Annotated in this window: 13 protein-coding genes; all 13 read right to left on the bottom strand. The window is 44.8% G+C overall.

Annotated features, from left to right (window positions below):
- Positions 1 to 191: 191 nt before the first annotated feature.
- Complete coding sequence (metK, locus tag ACR8BL_RS19670; RefSeq protein ID WP_434749176.1) at positions 192 to 1,394, bottom strand: methionine adenosyltransferase; 1,203 nt, start codon at positions 1,392 to 1,394, stop codon at positions 192 to 194.
- A gap of 254 nt (positions 1,395 to 1,648) precedes the next feature.
- Positions 1,649 to 1,924 (bottom strand): small, acid-soluble spore protein, alpha/beta type, encoded by a 276-nt coding sequence (locus tag ACR8BL_RS19665; protein ID WP_434749175.1) that lies wholly within the window; start codon positions 1,922 to 1,924, stop codon positions 1,649 to 1,651.
- Between the two features lie 149 nt (positions 1,925 to 2,073).
- Positions 2,074 to 2,637 carry a hypothetical protein gene (locus tag ACR8BL_RS19660; protein ID WP_434749174.1) on the bottom strand — a complete coding sequence of 188 codons (564 nt, stop codon included), beginning with the start codon at positions 2,635 to 2,637 and terminating at the stop codon, positions 2,074 to 2,076.
- A gap of 171 nt (positions 2,638 to 2,808) precedes the next feature.
- Positions 2,809 to 5,400 (bottom strand): hypothetical protein, encoded by a 2,592-nt coding sequence (locus ACR8BL_RS19655; protein WP_434749173.1) that lies wholly within the window; start codon positions 5,398 to 5,400, stop codon positions 2,809 to 2,811.
- A gap of 132 nt (positions 5,401 to 5,532) precedes the next feature.
- On the bottom strand, positions 5,533 to 8,841 hold the full coding sequence (locus ACR8BL_RS19650; RefSeq protein WP_434749172.1) for an Ig-like domain-containing protein: 3,309 nt from the start codon (positions 8,839 to 8,841) through the stop codon (positions 5,533 to 5,535).
- Between the two features lie 586 nt (positions 8,842 to 9,427).
- A complete protein-coding gene (locus tag ACR8BL_RS19645) occupies positions 9,428 to 9,769 on the bottom strand; it encodes a hypothetical protein (RefSeq protein ID WP_434749171.1) in 342 nt (113 codons plus the stop codon).
- A 205-nt stretch (positions 9,770 to 9,974) separates the two neighbouring features.
- A complete protein-coding gene (locus ACR8BL_RS19640; RefSeq protein WP_434749170.1) occupies positions 9,975 to 13,868 on the bottom strand; it encodes an S-layer homology domain-containing protein in 3,894 nt (1,297 codons plus the stop codon).
- Between the two features lie 172 nt (positions 13,869 to 14,040).
- Positions 14,041 to 15,168, bottom strand: a complete 1,128-nt coding sequence (locus ACR8BL_RS19635; RefSeq protein WP_434749169.1) for a glycosyltransferase family 4 protein — start codon at positions 15,166 to 15,168, stop codon at positions 14,041 to 14,043.
- Between the two features lie 383 nt (positions 15,169 to 15,551).
- The gene (locus ACR8BL_RS19630) at positions 15,552 to 16,310 is read right to left on the bottom strand and encodes a WecB/TagA/CpsF family glycosyltransferase (protein ID WP_434749168.1); all 759 of its coding nucleotides are present in this window, start codon (positions 16,308 to 16,310) and stop codon (positions 15,552 to 15,554) included.
- Positions 16,311 to 16,317: 7 nt separating this feature from the next.
- Positions 16,318 to 17,469, bottom strand: a complete 1,152-nt coding sequence (gene csaB / locus ACR8BL_RS19625; RefSeq protein WP_434749167.1) for a polysaccharide pyruvyl transferase CsaB — start codon at positions 17,467 to 17,469, stop codon at positions 16,318 to 16,320.
- On the bottom strand, positions 17,445 to 19,466 hold the full coding sequence (locus ACR8BL_RS19620) for a DUF5693 family protein (protein WP_434749166.1): 2,022 nt from the start codon (positions 19,464 to 19,466) through the stop codon (positions 17,445 to 17,447). The genes csaB and ACR8BL_RS19620 overlap by 25 nt, the downstream gene beginning before the upstream one ends.
- 192 nt (positions 19,467 to 19,658) lie before the next feature.
- Positions 19,659 to 21,380: a phospho-sugar mutase gene (locus ACR8BL_RS19615; RefSeq protein ID WP_434749165.1), complete on the bottom strand. Its 1,722-nt coding sequence runs from the start codon at positions 21,378 to 21,380 to the stop codon at positions 19,659 to 19,661.
- Positions 21,381 to 21,656: 276 nt separating this feature from the next.
- Positions 21,657 to 22,088, bottom strand: coding sequence for a 3-hydroxyacyl-ACP dehydratase FabZ (gene fabZ, locus ACR8BL_RS19610; protein WP_434749164.1), 432 nt, complete (start codon positions 22,086 to 22,088; stop codon positions 21,657 to 21,659).
- Positions 22,089 to 22,289: the final 201 nt, after the last annotated feature.

Below are 22,289 nucleotides of genomic sequence, written 5' to 3'. Positions count from 1 at the left end.
TCAATCCTATTTCCTTATGTCTGGTGTACAGACCTCTATATGTATGTCGGTCAAATTGGGAATTAAGTTTAACCATTTGGAAATTATAGGATTTTATTTTTTTAGAAATTCAGCATAAAAAAGCCTTTGATCCCATAAGGAACCAAAGGCTTTGTCATATTTTCCACTTTTATGTTAAACATTGCTTTCGCTTACAGACCTGCCTGCGTTTTCAACAGTTCTACTTTGTCCACTTGTTCCCAAGGTACATCAAGGTCTGTACGGCCAAAGTGACCGTAAGCAGCCGTTTGTCTGTAGATCGGACGACGCAGATCAAGCATACGGATGATGCCAGCTGGACGAAGATCGAAGTTGTTGCGTACAAGCTCCACCAGCTTCTCTTCGCTGACTTTGCCTGTTCCGTAAGTATCCACGTTGATGGATACCGGATTCGCTACACCGATTGCATAAGCAAGTTGAATTTCCACCTTGTCAGCCAGACCCGCAGCAACCAGGTTCTTCGCGACATAACGAGCAGCATACGCTGCAGAACGGTCTACCTTCGTCGGATCTTTACCCGAGAATGCACCACCGCCGTGACGTGCATAACCACCATATGTATCTACAATGATCTTACGTCCTGTCAAGCCTGCATCCCCTTGAGGTCCGCCAATAACAAAACGTCCCGTTGGGTTAATGAAATATTTGGTCTTCTCGTCCAGCAATTCCGCTGGAACGACAGGCAGGATTACATGCTCTTTGATGTCTTTCTGGATCTGTTCCAGTGTTGTCTCTTCTGCATGCTGCGTAGATACCACAATGGTATCCACACGTACCGGCTTGTCACCGTCGTATTCAATCGTCACTTGTGTTTTACCATCTGGACGCAAATATTCGAGCGTACCGTTCTTGCGCACTTCCGCCAGGCGGCGTGCGATACGGTGGGACAAAGCGATTGGAAGTGGCATCAGTTCCGGTGTTTCGTTGGTTGCAAAACCAAACATCAGACCTTGGTCACCTGCACCAATGTTCTCTGTTTCACGTGCCATTTGCTCTGGATCACGATGCTCCAGCGCAGCATTAACACCTTGTGCAATATCAGCGGACTGTTCGTTGAGTGACGTCAGTACCGCACATGTATTATAATCAAAACCGTATTTGGCACGCGTGTATCCGATTTCCTTCAGCGTATTCCGCACAATAGCTGGAATATCCACATATTCAGAAGCAGAGCTGATCTCGCCAATAACAAGCACAAGGCCTGTCGCTACCGAAACTTCGCACGCTACACGAGCATTTGGATCGTTCACAAGAAATGCGTCCAGAACAGCGTCAGAGATCTGATCACAGATTTTATCCGGATGTCCTTCAGTTACAGACTCCGATGTAAAAAGATGTCGGCCTTTAATAGACATGAAGTTTCAACCTCCCATAACAATAGTATGGCGATTGCCCGAACAAAACATAACGGCGATTCGTTCACTATACCCTCGAAGAAGCTTACAGTATAATAAGGACACTGATCCGCATTAACGAAGACAAGGATTTTTCAGGAAATGGCCTTAACAAAAAATCAACCTTTCCCTAGTGGAAAAGGTTGCATACCTCATATGCCATCTTATCGTATTTGTCAAGTGGTGTCAATTCAAGGGCACGTTACGAATGAGTTCTACAAGTGCTGTTCTGCCTGACGGATCAAGCGTTTGGTAATCTCTCCGCCCACCGATCCATTTTCCCGGGATGTGAGATGCCCCCACCCTTTATACTGCCCATATGAATGGTCACTCATCTCGCCAAGCTCTCCGCCAAACTCGGTATCTGCACCTGCCAGACCCCCGCGGCTACCATAGCCTACATTCAAACCAAACTCAGCAGCAATTTCATACTTCATCTGATCGAGCATCTGACGACTTTCCGGTACAACCTTCTTATTACTTCTAGCCATTGTTCCTGCACCTCCGTTTGTGGGTTGTCTACAGGTATAGAGTGAGCAGGAACATGCCTGGCTAGCCGTATTAATGATTGTTAGAACTGGTTAATCTGAGCAATACGTCGCCAATAGAAAAAGAATAATTCCACACCAATCTGCACAACCTATCTCAACGTATATCCACCGCGTACCATGACTGTCAAGCTGTACTTGTTACCATCCAGAACCGTAATACCACGTCCGTCCCTTGGAAAAGAAAGCAGGTGATTGGTCGGCGCTGCCTGACCATTCGTCAGGTCTACCCCGTCCGTCAGATCGGCTACACCATTCGTACCCTCACTGACGATCACCGCTTTACCGCTACGTACAATGAACTCCGCGCCAGATTTACCGAGCAGCTGTTGACCCGGCTTCACGGTTACAATCTCCACGGTATCTGTTGCACCTGATACCAGCGGCGGCAGTCCCGGATCTGTGCTCGATCCGCCTGTGTTGCCTGTTCCCGTCGATCCATTGTTACCAGTGGATGTTCCCGGACTTGTGCCAGCACCCCCGCCCAGCGCCTTCTGAATCTGCTGATCCACATAACTCTTCGTCACCACCGGATCATCTGCGGTTCCCGGCTGACTTGTACCTGCACCAATAGCTGTATCGTTATATACCGCCCCTACCCACACACCAACACCAATGGCCAGTGCGGCCAGAGATACTTTCATATATGACTTCATCTGTAATTTGTTCCTCCTCTGGTAATCTATTAACTTTAACTATAGAGAAAAAGATGAGATGGGACAAGTAAAACCTCGCTCCCCTTCATGGGGAAGCGAGGTTTTCTGTGTTCATTCTCGTAATCGAAGTATGAACTTGGTAGCCTTTGTAAAAGATTAATTTGATCTATCTTATTCTGTTGGCACTTCCTTCGGGAGCTTTGTCAGATCATAACCGTAGGTTTGTTCTGCCAGACGTAAACGTTGTCCCTGGAACTGATCATCCAGGCTCAGACGATATGAACCGCCACGCAGCTTCTCGAAGAAGTTATCTTCAATGCTCCAAGTCAGGGTTTGGTTCTTACCCGCCTTGATGTCTGTGCCCAACGTCAGCTCTTTCTCATACGACTTACCCGCTTGATCTGTCAGTGTGAGAATTAGCTTATGTTCATTTTCAGCCATCTCTGTCTCTTCGTTGCGAGTGAGTGTGTAGTTCATCTCAATCTGCACAGACGCGCTGCCTGCCAGATAAGCGCGCACACTATGTGCTGTCAGATTATAAGGGTAGAGATCAATGTTGCTGAGGGAGCCTAGTACACTGATGGATACGGGTGGCACCTCGAATGCCATAGCATTAACGTAAGCTGTTGCTTCTCCTTCACCAGTTACAAACTTACCATCGGCAACCCCTTCACCTACAACCAGCTTCAAGTCCGAGAACGTTACGGATTTCGGCAGTTTGGCCCAGAACGTCACAATCGACTTCTGTCCAGGTCCTGGCAAACGCTCGGATTGTTTTGCCGTTGCACGATAATACTGACCGTCTGCTGTCTTGTAATAAGCTACCAATTTGCCAAGACCGCTCTGACGCAACGATTTATTCGTCATTTCGAATTCCGTATACACGATATCGGATGATGCCCCTGGATAACGGATCGTTCTGCGTGCGCCCATCTCCGTCTCTTTATCACCCGTACCAGATAGATACGTTTTACCTTTGGAGATGAAGGATACCGGTTGGATCAGACCAGAGGTATTCAGTGTAATCCATTCATTCGTTTCTTCTTCACTTACCTTTTCGTTCAGGCTAAGCTCCAAACGGGACATCCGCAGATCTGATGGGATCTTCGTTAATAGATAAGCTTCCGTTGTCATACCTGCACCCAGCAGTTTACCGGTTTGCATGTAGATTAACTTCTTATCTCCATCAATCTTTGCAGAGTCAATCGTAAACATCCCTTCCAGTTCCGGAAGCTGTACCGTTTTGGTGGATGCATTGCGAATAGTCACCTTAGCGGCAATGATATCGCTATCCAGCCATGGCAAACGTTGCAGTGAACCGAACGATACACCAAATGTACCTTTGTTATTTTTGATAACTGTTTCTGTCGTCAGTCCATCTCCCTCGGACACGGACTCAGGCAGAACATAAACTCCGACAGGATAAGAGAAGACTAATCCGTTTGCCGGAGTTGTCGTTGATGAATCTGTGCCCTCGTTCTTGTCCTTAGGGCTCATCACATACAACTTCATCTTGCTGGTGTCGCCATCCCCTTGGAATGTTCCACTCAGCTTAATGGTCTTGATATCACCCGGATTCAATTTCAAGTTGTCCAATGCTTTGGTTTCGATGGGATTAATCGTTCCATCAGCCATACGTACCTCGAAGGAGTATGTCGGTACCTTGATCGCCTTTTTACCTTCGTTTTTAAGTACCATCTGCATGTTTAACGTATACTCCTCGTCATCTACACGAACTCTGGAGGAGCTTAACAACGTAGACAGAGGCTGTCCATCAATCGAAATAATATTAGGCTGGTTTGCTGCAACACTTACATTACTTTTGCTTGCCTCAGGCAGCTGCAGAGCTGCTACAGGAAGCACACTTTTCTCTTCGCCCTGCTCCTCTACAAGCAGCAGTTCGGACTTTTGCAACTTAACGGATGCAGGAACTGAAGCCATCAGACCCAGAGACTTGTTCGCCTGTGCCTGAATGCTCACCGTTGCACTGTCCTTATCTGGAATTAATGGATAGTTCGCACCACCCGGAGTACGCAAAATCCATTTAATATTCGGATTCTCCAACAATTTGTAGCTAATATTGTTTAAATTCACACCAATTTTCACATACTGATTCTTATCTTCACCTGGATAGACTTTAATTCCGGAGACTTTGACCTTCACGGCAGAGTCACTTAGACGAACCGTCTTAGGTTTACCTACAGGTGTAACAATGCTATAAGAGGCTGGCACATTAAACTTACCCAGCGTACGTTCATAGTTAGCTTGACTGAAATCCCATTTCACAATCAGGAAGTTCAGATCACTAATCTTCACTTCACGGCCCGCTTTCATGACATAAGTCAGCTCTACCGTGGAACCAGGCGAGATTGATTTCTTTTCCTGATCCTTCGTGATCAGTTTAGGGGAGAACACTGTGCCTCCACTCGTCTTCACCTTGCTCCAGTAATCAATCATCATCAGAGGTTTACTGTCATTATTTTGATACGACAGCGTATACGTCACGACGTTAGCATCATCCTGAGCCAGGATGTTCACATCCGTTAATCGTACAGTGCTGCGTGCAGTCACCTTAATAGGGGACAGGTTCCCCAGGGTATGTACAACCTGTTTTTTCGGAGCTGTTGTTTTCTTCGTTGCCTTATTATCGCTACTGGCAGCCGTTGACTTCGTTGTTGTATTTGCAGCCATCGCCAGACCCGCCGTTGAACTGATCAACATGGCACTGGCGAGCAAGCTCACAACCATTTTCTTTTGATCCACTTCCAAACCTCCCATAAGTTGCTTGTTGCTATATAGTATAAACGTTTGGGAAGGGAAGAAAGTTACGATGTTGTTGTTTGAATATAAAAAAACTCCCTTACTATTGTAAGGGAGTTCTTCATAGCTTATAAATTATTGTTTTGTGAAAGTAGCTGTAGCAATTACATTGCCATCAGCATCTTTGATGTCACTAACAACAACAGATTCAGCAGAAGCAAAGTTAGCACTGAATTTTACAACAACTGATTTGTTATCAGCTCCTGGAGTTGCACTAACTACTGTTTTACCAGCGCTTGTGTAGTTATCAGTATCTGCCAATGTAGTAGCATCAACAGCTTTGTTGAAAGATACTGTGATCTCATCTTGGTTAGTAGTACCGAAAGTTGCTGTTGCAGTTACTGCATTGTTGATTACGATAGCGTTGTTGTTAACAGCGTCATCTTCAACATTGAAGTTGCTTACTGCGTTCGCAAGAGGTGTAGTACCATCAAAGTCCATACCAGTTGCTTTGTCTGTTACATATTTAGAATCATTGTTGAAAGCAATACGGTAGATTCCGTTGTATCCACTTACTTTAGAACCGCTAGGATTCAATTTAATTGTGACAGTAGAACCAGAAATTGTTGCAGTGTAATCTGCAATAGCTCCGTATTTCAATTCTGTGCCATCAGATTGAGTTACTTTGAAGAGTTGACCAGCAACATCTTCGTTAGCTGCTTGAATATCTTCTGTGAAGTTAACCCAGATTGTGTTTGTAGCGCTGTTAAACACAATACCATTAGTAGTAACATTGGCTGCGTTTTGAGCAATAACGATTTTATCATCAGCATTTTTAACAACGCTAGCTTTGATAGCATCTTTTACATTAATTGCTGCAGCAGCAGGTTTAATTGCAGCGCCAGCAAGAGATTGAGAAGCAGCACCAGTAGCTTTAACATCCACTTTTACGCCAGTAACAGCTGTATTCAAAGTGTTATCAGCCAGTTTCACGTGTACCAAAGTGTTGTCGGAAGCATCTACCCATGCATCTGTAGCAGATTTTGTTACTGCTCCAACAGTTACTACATAATCACTAGCAATAGCAGATGCAGCAGGTTGAGTCAGTTTAACAACAATCTCATTTGTAGCAATTGCTTTTGCATCTTTAACTGTGAATCCATCAACTACAACGCTAGCATCCAGAGCATTAGCAACATATCCGTTCAATACATTACCAGCAGCAGATCTAACACCTTGAACAGTCAAAGCTGTAACTTTAACGTTAGCAGGCAGTTTGATCAGAACGCTCTTTTGATCAGCAAGCGTTTCATAAGATGTACCTGCTGGAAGTTGACCTGTAACAGCAGCGTTACCATCAACATTGTAAGTAGCATAGTAATTAGCTGGGTTCAAGATTGAACCTTCGCCATCCAATGCCATCTTCTTATCAAAATTCAAGATGAAAGAAGAATCAGTTTTCACTGTGGAAACCAATTTAGGTTGAGCAATATCACCTACAGTGATCTCACCAGTGTAAGGAAGAATTGTGTTAGCCAAAGTTGTAGTATCTTTCAGACCAGTCAATTCGAAGCTGTAAGTGCCAGCTTTCAAAGCATTAGAGAAGTTAATAGTCAATGTTTTGTTAGCATCAGACCAAGCTGGTGTGAAGATATTAGTTACCGCTTTACCAGTGCTGTCTTTGATAACTACATTTTTAGCTAAGAAAGTTGCAGTATCAACAGCTTTAGTAAATTTCAGTACAGCACTTTTGTTAGTGTTTGTATTGAAAGTGAAGCTAGCAACTTCTGGACGAGTTTGATCGATAACTGCGTTCACAGTAGTTTTGGAATCTGTAACGATTTGGTTACCGGAGTAATCCTTAACGTTGTTAATGTAAAGATCAGTAGCATAAGAAGGAAGTTTTTTCAAGCCAGTGAATGAGAACTTGAAAGTTTTTCCATCAATTTGTTTTTCATAGCCACTTTCAGCATAACGTTTTTGACTTCCATCTAACCAGTAGATGTTAGCGCCAGAAACTGTAGAAGGATCTACATCTTCACTGAAAGTTACTGTAGCACTTTCGAAAGTAACGTTAGATACACCAGCAATTGTAGGTGCAGTAGTATCTTCAGTTACTGTGAAGTCGAAAGTTTTTTCAAGTACTGGGTAACCAGCGTAGTCTTGAATTGCTTTTTTAGTAACGATTTTGTGATCGCCGTTAGCAAGTTTAGTGAAAGATTTGATGATTACTGTATTGCTGTTTACATCAAGTGTTCCGGAAACAACTTTACCATCGATTTCGAAGTAGTTGCTTGCAGCGGATTTATTAGTGATGTTAACTGGCTCGCTGAAAGTTACTTTAACAGCGGAGTTACCCAAAGCTTCTACTTTATCTACAGTAGGAGCAGCTACATCTGCAGTAGTAAACTTAACATCTTTAGTGGATACAGAAGTAGTACCACCTGTTTTAACACCTGTAGCAGACAATTTGTATGCAGTGTTGTTCAACAAAGCACTGGAAACAGTCAATACAACAGATTTTTTATCAGCAGATACTGTAGCTTTTTCAATAGTGTTAGCTGTAGCACCAGTGATATCTCTTACTACAGAGTACAATGCAACTTGCTCAGCAGATGTTGGGTCAACACTACCGTCGAAGTTTACAGTGATCTCTTTCAAGTTAGTAGCAGTTACGCTCTCAACTTTAGTAGCTGTAGTTACTACATAAGTAACTTTTTCAGTGAATTCTTTTTCTTTGTAAGTGAATTTCACTTCAGTTTCTTTGTTAGCTTCAAGAGCTTTATCCAAAGTTACTTTAACGGATTCACCGTCGCTGATTTTGAAAGTAACAACTTTACCAGCTTCGCTTACTTCATAAGAAGCAACTTTCAAGCTTTGAGCTTGATCAACGGAGTAAGCTGCGCCTACCAACAGTTGACGGGAAGCGTTAGCAGTGAAGTTAGCTTTAGCGTCAATCAGACCAGCGTTGATTGCTGCTTGAACATAACCTTTAGCCCATGCTGGAGCATTGTTGTTCGTTTCAGCTGGAACTTCCAGGTCAAGTGCACGAGTAAGGATTGTCGCCATTTCAGCGATTGTCACTTTACCGTTGAAGTCAAAGATTTTTTTAACTTTGTCTTTACCTTCCATGATACCAGCAGCAGTTACTGCTTCGATGTAAGGTACAGCCCAGTTTTTAGCTGTGTAGTTTTTGTCGTTGTAAGAAAGTTGACCAGTAACTTCTTTCAGGCCGAGCAATTTAGTGATAACTTTTGCGAATTGACCGCGAGTCATCTCTTGATCCAAACCTGCAGTACCGTTAGGGAAACCTTCGAAGATACCTTTTGCTTTCAATGCATCAAACTGTTGTTGCGGGGAAACTGCTGTATCACCGAATGCTACAGAAGCAAACATTGAGAATGCCATTGCTGTAGACAAAGCTACGGATAAAATTTTCTTCATAAACTTTTTTTCTCCTCCTTGGGTGTTCATAACATTGGAATTTTCTTTAATAGGGTCGCTCGTGTTCCTCATTCTATTGTCGCACCCCCTTTCCAGAGTCATGAGCAAGTTAATATAAATGATGTCTGTGAGCATATCACAGAAACTTGTTACCTAGAATAATGATAGAATCACACGTAAATAGAGTAGTTTCCTAATCCTACCTAACGTATTATACAATGGGTCTCTCGTGCCGTAAAGTAATTTTTTCTAATAAATAGACAAGATTCTTCACGAGGTCATTCTTGGTAAGTTCCCCAATGTTTTCGACTCTACATCTTAAACGCAGTAGATTTCAAAAAGTTGCGCATTCCGCAAAAAAAGTTTTGAACTTATTTATGTATTGGTGCAGTGCGGGTTTCTAGCGTGTTCAAAACCAGTTGTACCACCACTTTGCTGATTCGCCATCTGTAATAAGAAAGAGTCAGAAATGTGTGGGACGTTTATTTATACCCGCTAATTATGACGATGAAGCGACAAATTCCACATTTTCCAAAATAAAAAAAGAGAGCCATTTGGCCCTCTTTCACATGTTCAATTCTGTATATTATCGAATTTTCATTGCCAATTCAATAATCTGTGCACGCATCTTCGGATCACTGTTCAACTTCAGATACATGTCATCAATCGCAAGTCTGTTCTCACGATACGTCTTCTCATGTTTCATCGTTATGTGAGACCATTCAATCAGCTCATTCTCTGCCAGAACCAGATTATTATACGCATCATGGAAGCCCGTAGTCTGTACTAGCCCTTCCATCACTTCCTGAGAGATTTCCTGAGTCTTGCGTGTATCTTCCAACTTTTTCTCCAGAATGACTGCTTGCTTCTCGAACTGTGTCTTTGCCTTCATGTAGCCCAGCTGAGCCTTAGAATAAATCGGTTTCATAAGCTAACTTCACCCTCTAGATCATTGTGTATTTACCGCTATTGTATCTTAATCTCTAGCAAATTACAAAAATAGTTATTGGTAAAAAACTGTTTCCTTCTATTATAAAAGGTTTCTATACCATCTCATATTCAGCCGTAAAAATAACCTGCCCCTTCTCATTTAAGGGACAGGTTCTTCCTAAAACATTCTCAGATCTGATACATTAACTTAACGTTTTAGGGAAAAGTTTAGTTCCTTTTTTGAACAGTTCAACGGCAATTTTGCCTGCCTCAGCGCGAGTCAGGTTCCCTTTTGGATTGAAAAGGAATGATTTGGCATTGCCCTGCACTGGACTGCCTTCCATAATTTTCGCCTTGGATACCGCCTGCACCGAAGGACGGGCATAGTACTCAATCAGATTAGAATCCTGGAAGGATTTAGACATCGTTGCTGCCAGCTTACTGTCGTTTGCGGCAAGCTTCATGCTCATCGCACGTGCGATCATAACGGCTGCCTGCTCACGTGTAATTGGATCTTCTACACCAAAGTATCCATCACTGAGTCCTGTAATGATACCTGCTTTGGCCGCTGTCTCAATAGATGCGAAATCCCATGTATCGCTTGCTGTTGTTGGATTTACATCTGTGAAGGTTTGTATATCCTTCGAATAGTTCAGAGGAATATCCAAACCTTTGATCAGCAGGGTAGCAAACTCCCCACGTGAAGTCTGATCGTCTGCACCAAACGCGTTAAAACGCAAATTGTTCATGATTCCTTTGGAGTAAAGAGCATTCAAAATATTTCTTGCCCATGGGTGATTCGTAATATCCGAGTAGCTTTTGCTTAGCTTCATTACTTTGTAATAGCCGAATTCGTCAAAAGACACGGTAATGGTATGTTTCTTGGTATCCACAGCTCCACCAATCGGTTCCCATTGTCCAATATTACTCTTATCGGAGTAACGGAATACACTAATGGTTGAACCCACTTCATCTACAATCGATGGATCATAAGCGAGACTGAGCGTCCCCCGGTTGGAAGGCACTAGAATTCGCTCTGTCGGGAACTGTGTGAAGCTTCCTTCTAGGGAGTACGGTGTTACACCATTCGTTCCTGGTTTATATCCGCTTGAACCTTTGTCTCCAAGTTCACCAATTCCGCCATTAATCCAATACGTATCGGATACCGGAACGAAGTTACTTGTTGTCAGGTTGGAGTTAAACATCTCTGTCAAAATGGTCGGAACGGTGATAGGTGACAACCCTCCAGTACTGCGAGGATCTGCTTGTCCAATATTAAAGCCGTAATCATTCTTACGTTCCAGTACGCCATCCTTCGGATCAACAATACCAAACAGGATTTTGTTGTCCGGATAATACTTGATCACGCCACTGCTTGATTTGGTAGCCGACTGCAGAATGGTTGCTTTCGGGAACGACAATTCAAGCTTTTTATTAAATGCAGAATATTTGTTGGCCACTTTCGGTGCCATATACTGTGCATCTACACCAACGGTGCTTGTATAGAATACGTTAACCGTATCGTTAATCTTGCCGCCCTCTCGCGTAATCTGGATTTTGATCGCATTATTCTTATCTGGCGTCAAACCTACATAATCCAGAACAAAGCGGTTGTCCATATCTGGGCGTTTAACGGCTGCTTCTTTGCCGATCAATACCTGTGATGCACCTTCTGCTTCAATATCAAAGTGTACATAGTTTTTGTTAACAACAATCTGTTGTCCAACGGTTGCTACAGGAGAGAGGATACGATAAGAAGACGGTTCTCTTACAATCTCCAATCGTTGTGTCGTTCTTGCTCCCGTGCTGTTAATTAGCTCTAACGTGTATACATGGCTGCCTGGTGCTTCAAAAATATAGTTCCGAATACGGATCATGAATTGATCTTGATTCCCGGCAACATCAGCGATGTGACCGTCTGAAGTCGGTAGATTCGACTTCGCATCAACTCCAACCGGTATTGCATAGTTATAGATCAGCTTGGAACCGGAGTACAGATTCGCAATTGTTGCACCGCCGCCCTTAAATACCAGATCATATCTATCCTTACTCGTTACATACTTACCATCACGGATGATAAAGTCTGGAGTTACTTTGAAGATGTTGACCATCTCTTCGGGAGTATACAGATTCACATCAGTCTTGATAAATTCGACACGAGAATCCGTTGGAACAGGGACGGGCATGAATTTATCGATGTTGGACACGTTGCTGTCCGAAATATAGATTCTTAGTTTTTTCTCAATGATCTTCGTTTTACCTGCACCGTCTTTATCTGTGCCTGTAATTGTGATTGTATTTTCCCCATATACGAGTTCTCCCGTACCGCCAATAGTCAACGGGAAGGAAAACTTACCGTTGGTGCCCGGGAAACCAGCAGGTGTTCTAGCTACACCATTCACAAATAATTGACTCGTGAATTGAGGAGATGCAAGGGTACTGAAACCAACAAACTCACCATTGACCGTTAAGGACTGGGTCGTTTTGGAGTTGAACGTATAGTTCTGCCCATCATATAAGTTGGCTACGTAAATATAGCTTTTGGAAGCATAGGACACAGTCACATCATAATGCGGATCAGGATTTGTGTAATAGAAACGCATTTTCTGGGTGCCGTTAGCCAGATTTTTTACCAAATACACCTTCGTCTTACCTGTTGCATCTACTGGAACAGTCACACCTGCTGGTGGGTCTGTAATTGTCAGCTTGGTTGTACCTGTCGGCAAATATTCGCCAACTGGAATTTCCGTGCCAATCGCCTGACTGGACTCAACCAAAATGTAGAAATCTCCTGTAGAAATCTGAGCATTGTTCAACGGTACTTTATTCGTAGTAGCTCCGCCAACGTAATCTGGCAGATAGTACATATTAGTAATCGTTTTAACACCTGGAGCGTAAGTAAACTTCCCTGTATATCCGGAACTGAATGTTCCGTGCCCAACAACAACATTAGCTATTTGACTTTTCGCAACTCCGGCAGGAGTCGTCGTTGTCTGCAATGGATATGCAGTCGTTGTTGTGAACTCTACGATCCGATATTCAGGTGTGGAACCGTCAGGACCGGGGATAACGGTTTCTTTAACTGTCCCCAGTGTCATCGTTGTTCCATTCACCGTGAGAGTACCTGAAGTTTGAAATGAAGTAGCGCTCGCTGAATATGGCAACACCACCTGCACTTCAAGCGTAGCATCAGCAGCTGTTGTACTATAGGTCGGGATGTTGTTCAGAACCGAGTTGGTTTCTCCCCCGTTCAGAATGATATTCAGCTTGGAGAACGGCTGATCTTTGTCATAATAATAAACTGCACGTTCGGTAAGGATAGAATCCGAGCCGTTGGCAATTTTGAATTTTATATTGTTTAATCCCGCAGTCAGTTTTAATTGCGGCGTGAAAAATGTTCCATTTTGCAGCAAAGACGAATCCAGTTCTTCTCCGCCGTTCAAAGAAACGGTGACCTTGGTCGAATTCTGTACTTTACCTTGGACAGATACAAACTGTGTATTGACTACCGTCTGTGCTCCTTCATTCAGACCGTAAGACGTATTGGAACCACTGCTTGGATCGGTGAAAATCTTGAAATCTTGGATAAATGGAACTTGATCATACAACACATAGAACGTATCTGAACGTTCTACAGATCCCTGAGTCCCCGTGAAGGTAATCCGGTTAAAGCCAGGGAACAAGGTGATGTTGTTTGCCGTAAAGTTATTTCCATTTGTACTGGCGTTTACTGCCGTTGTGTTGGAACGGGTAGCATCCGGCTCCCACTTCGTTTTGTTGCTTGGTGCGCTAACAGAGTTTAGTTGCTCGACTTTGACACGCATCGTATCTTTGGATACAAAAGCATAAGCACCTGTTATTGTAATTGTCCCTTGAGTCGTCTGATAAGCCAAAGTACGGGACAAAAATTTTGCATTCGCCGAGTCTTCAATGTTGAGATCCGCTGTTTTGCTTATCGCAGTATTATCTGGTGTAAAGTAGGTAGTCAGTGCGTTGGCAGCCGAAGCAACGGATCCACCGAACAGACCTTGTGGGAACAATGAGAGCACCATGGTGACCAACATGATCCAGACCAACGGCCGTTTCTTTTGTTGCATTACGTATCATCTCTCCTCTTTTTAAGTCAGTTACCAGTATTTATCGGCAAAAAGGTTCCAATTATTTAGTAAAAATCTCAAAAAAAACAAAAAACCTTATCCGATTTCCGGATAAGGCCAGGGTTTATAATATGAGATTGAACAATAGCAGAAGATTATCCATTTTGTTTGTTTAGGATTTAGAACGGGTCTGTGGATTCAACTTCACACGCATGCGCATCAGGAAGTTGATCACGGGTCTTCTCGTTTTGCTAACAAGTCCGATGACTTCAGCACCCACTTGCAGGAAGAACATCATGATACAGATCACAACAAAGGTTACCCAGTTTGCTTCAAACATCGCTGCCGAAGATTGGATAATCGCGAGCACACCGAAGAATGCAGCAATACCGTAAATGATCAGTACAGTCTGACGATGGCTGAATCCCAGTTCACGCAGGCAGTGATGCAGATGGCCTTTGTCCGGTGAGAAGATCGGCTTCCGTTGTACCGCACGGCGAATAATCGCAAACAATGTATCCGAGAGCGGCACACCGATAATGATCAGCGGTGTAATGAAGGACACAACTGCAATCTGTTTGAATCCGAGCATCGAAAGCATTGCCAGTGAGAAACCAAGGAAGAGTGAACCGGTATCCCCCATGAATATCTTGGCTGGATGGAAGTTAAAGAACAAGAATCCGATAATGCTGCCGAGCAGCACCAGACACATCAGAGCAATCATGGTATTGCCCATCAGGAAAGACATCATTGCGATCGTTCCAATAGCAATACCGGATACACCAGCAGCCAGACCATCTAGTCCGTCAATCAGATTAATGGCGTTAGTGACACCAACAATCCACAGAATCGTCAGCGGGATGGATACCCACGTCTCGAGTGAAGAATACGCATCCTGAAATGGAATGTTGACGAAATCTACACGGATGTTAAATCCGAATACTACAACAGATGCAGCTACAATCTGTCCGAGCAGCTTTACTTTGGCAGACAGTTCAAAACGGTCATCCAAAGCACCAATCAATACAATGATGGAACCTCCGACCAGAAATGCACTAACAAAACTCATGTCCCGCGTTGTAAACCAGGCAGAGACAAACGGAAGCAGTGCAGCAACCGTAATGATAAAAGCCAGGAAAATACCTAATCCGCCAAGACGCGGCATGATCCGGGTATGCACTTTACGCGCATTCGGTGTATCCATCGCACCGATGCGAACTGCGAACTTTTTAACAAGCGGTGTCAGAGCTAAAGCAAGTCCCATTGACACTAGAAATCCAATGATAAAGATCGCTACCATTTGAACATTCGACCCCCAATTATAATACCTGAACAAAAATTATAAATCCCCTGATCTCTTTTTTTCTATATATGAAAGAAACATTGTTTTTCACTTTTGAAAAGAAATACTGTTGCACTTTTAACGGAGAGGGCAGAAATAACCTATTGAAGCGTAGCGTTCGCATTTATCACCGAATTTCATCCTTGAACAAGGATATAAAGAAATTTGGGGATAAGGGCGATCAGAGGGTTATTCTGACATCGTAGTGCCTAGTGCAACGAAAAAAATATTTTCAACTAGTGACACACGTATGTGCCGGAATGAATTATACGCTGATCATATGCGAAAAGCTATCCTCAATTTCTAGCAAAAACAAGCATTTATCTCGTAATTACCTGTTTTTAACGGGCTTTTGTCACGTTTTCTTTGTCCCTCATTACTTTCAGGGCAAATTTCGGGAGCGCAAGCATACGTCCAGCCCGGCTAGGCTCACGCAACAGACGATAGAACCATTCGAGTCTTAACTTTTGGAACAACTTAGGAGCCCGTTTGCTTCTACCCGAGATTACATCAAAGCTGCCGCCAACCCCCATCATGACAGGAACTTGCAGTGCATGCTTGTGTTTGTGAATCCAGGGTTCTTGGGTATCCGCTCCGCGAGCAACGAATAACAGATCAGGCGCAGCCTGCTGAATCGAAGCTACCACCTGTTCATCCTCAGCCGCACCGAAGAATCCATCGCGGTAACCCACAATACGAATAGCCGGATACTGCTGTTGTAACCGAACCGCCGTTTCTTGAATCACCTCAGGGGTAGAACCGAGCAAATACACGCCCCATCGATAGTTTTCTCCAACCCGCAGCAATTCATGTAAAAGTTCAAAACCCGGTACTCGCTCTGCTACAGGGTCACCGCAGTAGTTAGCAGCCCATACCACACCGGTTCCATCCGGTACGATCATCTCCGCATCCTGCATCACCTTCATCATTGCAGGGTCTTCCAGTGCAGCCATGACCATAATCGGATTGGCAGTGATGATCTGATGTGGCTGTTTCGACAAGACAGCTTCTTCAAGCGTCTTGACCGTTTCTTTCATCGTTCGTTTGGAAAAGGGGATACCGTAGATGGAAACGGTAGGAATCGTTCCGGTCTGAGTCATTGTTATCTCATCCTTTGCGGCCTAAATAGGTAATAATCTGCTTGGCAGGCTCTCTGGCCTCCTGCTTCAATGCAGTAATGCGATCTTCGTTTTGTTTTAGCCACTGTGAACGCTGATCGAGCAGTCCAGCTACCGTTTGGGCAAGCTTATCCCCATCAAGTGAACTCGTATTACCCACAGCATCACTTTCCAGTCGAAGCAGAAATTGATCAATTTTGGGATCGTACGAAATGCCGACGGGCGGGACATACTGTGATGCCGCGTAGATCAGACTATGCAGACGCATACCGATCATCAGATCACAGCGGCTCACTTCCTCCAGCATCTGCTGAGGATCGGTCAGATCTTCCGTGATGCTAACTTCGCTGCCTTTACTGGTCACATCACCGATCAGTTCCATAATAAAACGGGATGCTTGCACATCATCAGGCAGATGGAACGGCATAAAGCGCAGATGTACAGCCTTCTGCGCAGCCAGTTTTTTCAAACCAGCGGCGATAGCGGTAAGCTCCTTGCGATCCGCTTCCCAGAACCGAACAGACACACCAACCACCGGCAGTTCGGCATGTTTATCTGCCGAAGCCTGTGAATGGACAGGTTGTTGATCAATAGAAGCGGTATCCGGCAAGGGTAACCCCATTACCGGATCAGGCACGACATGAATCTGGTTCCATTTGAGTCCAAGACCCCGCAGATAATCGGCGGATTGCTCGTCCCGAACCGAAACATAGGTACAAGATCTGAATACCGATTTGATCATCGGGTTAAAGATTTTACGGTTAACAGGGCCAATTCCCTGAGCATAGATAAATGTAGGCTTTTTCAACCACTGAGCCAGCTTGATGACACCCAGATAATAAGGAATGGACTTCAATCCCGTCGCATCCTGCAGCAAGCTTCCCCCGCCACTAATCAGTCCATCACTTTCCTTGAGTGCCTCGCGAACTTCCTTCAGCTTCATCCGATGAACTGCACGAACACCATACATGGAAGTTGTCCACGCTGGATCGATGGAGAGTACAATCGGTTCAATCGTTACGTTTGACCGCTGGCTCTCTTCCTCCAATGCAGTCAGGATGGATTTCAGCACAGCTTCATCCCCGCTGTTGCGGAATCCGTAGTATCCCGAAATGACTAATTTCTTAGAAGTGGTGACCATTTTTTCCAACATCCTTCCACGACTTGCCACACACCCACAGCAATGATACCAAAGATCAAGCCAAGTCCGAGTCCCATCACCCCACGAATCAGTGACAGTACAGCCGGTGTATGAATATGTGCAAACGTATCAACCATGGACAATTGACCCATCGTAGCGATCATAAGCACAAAGATGACTTTACGGTATTTTAAAGCGGCGAACACGCCAACGATAAACAGCGGGTGTCCCAGCACAAATTCTTTGAATCTAGGTCGTACTCCAAACGTATCCTCCAGCGTCGTACGCAGGAACATCTCGAATGGTGTTACCGTACCCGCATTTCCTGTACGGCTCAAATAATAATATCCAAAAGCGGCAGCAACAAGCGCCAGTATAACCATTAGAATATTGATTGGCATACGCAGCATATCTTTGATTTGTTTCACAGAGATTGAACCCGAACCACGATAGAATACAATATAAATTGCAACCAATCCAATCGGCGCAAAGTGCAACAGGCTAACACCACGGAACTGATTAATAACCAAGCTGTACGTGATGTTGTTCAACAATGCGATCATAAAAGGTACGGCCACAAATGAAAGAATCGATGTTCTCACATATAAAACGAGTGTCTGTGCCAAACGACGACCCGCAGGAGCATCCGGCTGACGCAGTTGTTGCGCATTCACCGTCCGAACAGCCAGCACCATCGCAATCGTTGGTGCGGAAATTGCCGCCAGTAAAGCGATTCCCTGCTCGAGCAGTGTAGGTTTTAACAGGAACAAACCTGCGCTACCCACCAGTCCAAGGAGGAATACCGCAATCGTAAACACAGGTGCAAAATAAGAAACCATCAGTGCAATCAAAGCGATTGCCCCAATAAGCGCGATCAGCTTCGCATAACGTTGAATGGACGAATCTTTCACCGTGAATGCTTCGGCTTGTCCAAGCTCAAAGCCATGTTTAGCCATACGTTCAACGGCATGTCCCGGTTCACCCAGACTTTTGATCAGATTATCGATCGGATCGGTGATGGCCGCTTTGGCCGTATTCCGGCTTGGTGCAGCATTCATATAAATCATGCGAATGTTGCGATCCTTGGCTGCCAGTACAAATCGATCTGCAATGGTATCTTCTTTTAAATTCGCATCCGCATCACTTAGTGAGTACAGACGAGTGACATTGTAATCAATCTTGTAAGCCAGCGTCTGGAACCCATCCTGCGGCTTCTTCAGATTTTCAATCGCAGCCAGACCAATATGATGTTTGTTAAGCAGCTGAGCAAACTGATCCAGACTCTTCATCTCTGCATTATCATTGTACCCTTTCACTGCATCCCCATCAAACAGGATACGTGTCACACCACTCTCTTCGAAGAACGTAAGCATCCGCTCCATCGATTGTTGGTTGTATGGTACGGTGTCGGAGATCCGGGGCAAAATATGAAAACCTTTATCACGCAGCATTTTCACCGCAACCGGATCGGGCTGCATCGGTTGCATGTTGGCATTCTCCGGTGGTGTCTGCAATATTAAGCCGCTGTGACCTTCATACTCCCAGGGTTTAACCGGGATCTGACGTTCAGCGAACGTTTGTTCAATGATAGGGGTATAGGTCTGCGCATTTTCTTCCGACGTGAACAACACATAGGTATAGTTCGCATTGGGAGGAACAAGTTCTTTTGTCATATTCGCAAGATCCTGACCTGAGTAAACCATCAAGCGGCGTGTTTTCTTAAGCTCGTCCAGCGTACTCTCAAACACAGCCATCGTTGTCACACCGGCATCTTTCAGCCTTGTCATCTGTTGATCCATAAAATCTTGTGGATGAGCCTGATACGTGGAGATATCCAACAGCCCTCGATAATTAAAGACCAGTTCTACTTTGTCCGCTGAAGATTCTGTCTGTACCCGATCACGGATAACCGGGATGGATGCTACCAAACCAATAATAACGATGAGCCATAACCACTTCCGGGAAGCGTTATTCCAATAAAGCCATTTTTGACGCACTACGTGTAACCTCCTCAGTTGTTGGAACCAAATGCCCGTTCTGCTCTTATGATTCTTACGTTCAGCATGTGTTAACACGCTCTCTTATATTCCAGCACACTTGCAATTTTATTTCAAAGAAAAACCCCTCCGCCAACCAACCTTACGGTGCGGAGAGGCCTTCTGCATCTTTTTCTTACAGTACCATTTGTTTTATTGTGCGTCTACACGCGACATGACTGCTGAAGCCAAACGTTCGATCCGGCCTTCTGCATCATCCAAACTCTCACCGCGCACAGCGAAGTACACTTTGATCTTCGGCTCTGTGCCCGAAGGACGCAGGCAGAACCATGAACCATCCGCCAAAATAAATTTCAGCACGTTCTCCTTCGGCAGCCCGTCCAGACCCAGGGAATAATCCAGCACATCTTGCACAGCAATGCCCGCCACTTCCTGTGGCGGATTCGAGCGCCAGTCAGTCATTTTTGCTTGAATCTGTGCAACACCGTCTTTGCCTTTGAGCGTACGTGATTCCAGTTTCTCCAGGAAGAATCCGAATTGGTTGTACAGCTCCTGCAACACATCATAGAGTGTTTTGCCTTGGCTTTTATAGTAGGCAGCAGCTTCGGCAATCAACATCGAGGCAAGGACGGCGTCCTTGTCACGGGCATAGTTGCCGGAGAGGTAGCCATAACTCTCTTCATATCCGAAGAGGAAGGTATGACTTCCGGTGGCTTCGAACTGATTCATTTTTTCACCGATATATTTAAAGCCTGTCAGGGTGTTCATCACTTCTGCACCGTAATGCTCCGCAATCACTGCCCCCATCTCACTCGTTACAATCGTTTTGATTACTGCACCGTTGCTTGGCAGCGTACCTGTCTCTTGGAGACGACTAAGCAGATAATGTACCATAATGGCACCCGATTGGTTACCAGACAAGACAAAATATTTACCATCTTTGTCTTTCACGACAGCACCCATACGGTCTGCATCCGGGTCTGTACCGATCAGGATATCTGCGCCTACGGATTCGCCCAGCTTCATCGCCAGTGTGAACGCTTCGCGCTCTTCCGGGTTAGGGGACTTCACCGTCGAAAATTCAGCATCCGGTTGCTCTTGCTCAGCGACAATGTACAATTGCTCGAATCCGACCTGCTCCAGTACGCGGCGAACCGGAAGGTTACCTGTACCGTGCAGCGGTGTGTACACAATTTTGAAATCACGGCCGATGCCGGATTGGATCAGTTCGCGGCTAAGACTGCGGCTTGCCACCGTGTCTACAAATGCCTGATCTTCCTCTTCACCTAGCCAGATCAGCAACCCTTGCGCTTCGGCTTCTTCGCGCGTCAGCTTTTTCACATCAGCCAAGGAAGGAACTTCTTGAATATATTGGATAACTTTCTCTGCTTCATGCGGTACGAGTTGTCCGCCTTCATGGTTGTACACTTTGTATCCATTGTATTCCGGCGGGTTATGGCTTGCCGTTACAACGATACCACCCGTCGCTTGCAGATAGCGCACGCTAAATGACAGTTGTGGTGTAGAACGCAGGGATGGATACAACTTGGCAACAATACCGTTAGCTGCCAGCACCAGCGCGGCATCCAGTGAGAATTCAGGTGAGAAATGACGGGAGTCATGAGCGATAACAACGGAAGGTTTGCCTTCCTTGTCCCCATGCTGCTCCAGCAAATACCGGGCAAAGCCTTGTGTCGCACGACCCACCGTGTATTTGTTCATCCGGTTGCTGCCGGCACCAATGACACCGCGCAATCCACCTGTACCAAACTCCAGATTTCTGTAGAAACGCTCTTCCAGCTCTTTGGGTTGATCCTTCAAATCACGAAGCTCCTGTTTGGTTGCTTCATCAATGGAAGCATCCTCCAACCATTGCTGCAACGTCTCGGCTGCTGCTGCGCTTAACTGTTCCATATCCAATAAGCCCCTTCCGTCTATATAAAATTCTATTTATGCACGTAGCTGTTCAGCGTAGTCATAAGTTGAACTAAAGATATTTACACTTGCACTCCAATGACAGAGTAACCTTCCAATCGCTGTTATCCCCAGATTTTTTGTATTCCCTTTTCTAAAAGGGAAAAATCCGGTGATAAAGGCGAACGCTTCGCTTTTTCAGGTTTTCTCTGTCTCTCCGTTTATGTGTAAAGAATTAGTTCAACTTATCTGCATGATATATACATGCCTATGTAATCAGCTTGGGTCTGACAGTGCAAACATGATTTCGCCTTCAGCGACAATTTTATCTTCCACACGAGCCGTTGCTTTGCCTTTACCAATCGAACCTTTCAGACGTGTGATCTCCACTTCCAGGATCAACGTATCTCCAGGCACAACTTGTCCACGGAATCGGAAATTGTCGAGTCCCGCCAGGAAACCGATTTTGCCTTTGTTCGCTTCCAGGTTAAGCATTGCTGCTGCACCAACCTGAGCCAATGCTTCGGTGATCAATACCCCCGGCATTACGGGATACTCCGGAAAATGACCAATGAAAAACGGTTCATTAATGGTTACATTTTTCAAGCCAACGGCACGTTTGCCATCCTCCATCTCCAAAATTCTGTCCACCAACAGGAACGGCGGGCGATGCGGGATAATGGATTGAATTTGTTTGATATCTAGCACAATATAATCTCCTCTCGGGGTGTTTATACGAAGGCTCTCCATCATGCAATAATGTCGGCGCACTAGCGTCGTTTCGGGAACGGATCGTTCTTTGATCGCCATTGTCCTCTAATTTTTTATAAACCATTTTCCAATGGTTAAAATTCGGGGACAAACGCGAACGCTTCGCTTCTTTTGAACGATTCCGTTCCCTCCACTTAC

This window comes from Paenibacillus amylolyticus (assembly GCF_051136285.1).
GTDB classification, from domain to species: Bacteria; Bacillota; Bacilli; order Paenibacillales; family Paenibacillaceae; genus Paenibacillus; species Paenibacillus amylolyticus_F.
The sequence above is the reverse complement of the archived record's forward strand: the minus strand, read 5'-3'. Positions and strand labels throughout refer to the sequence as shown.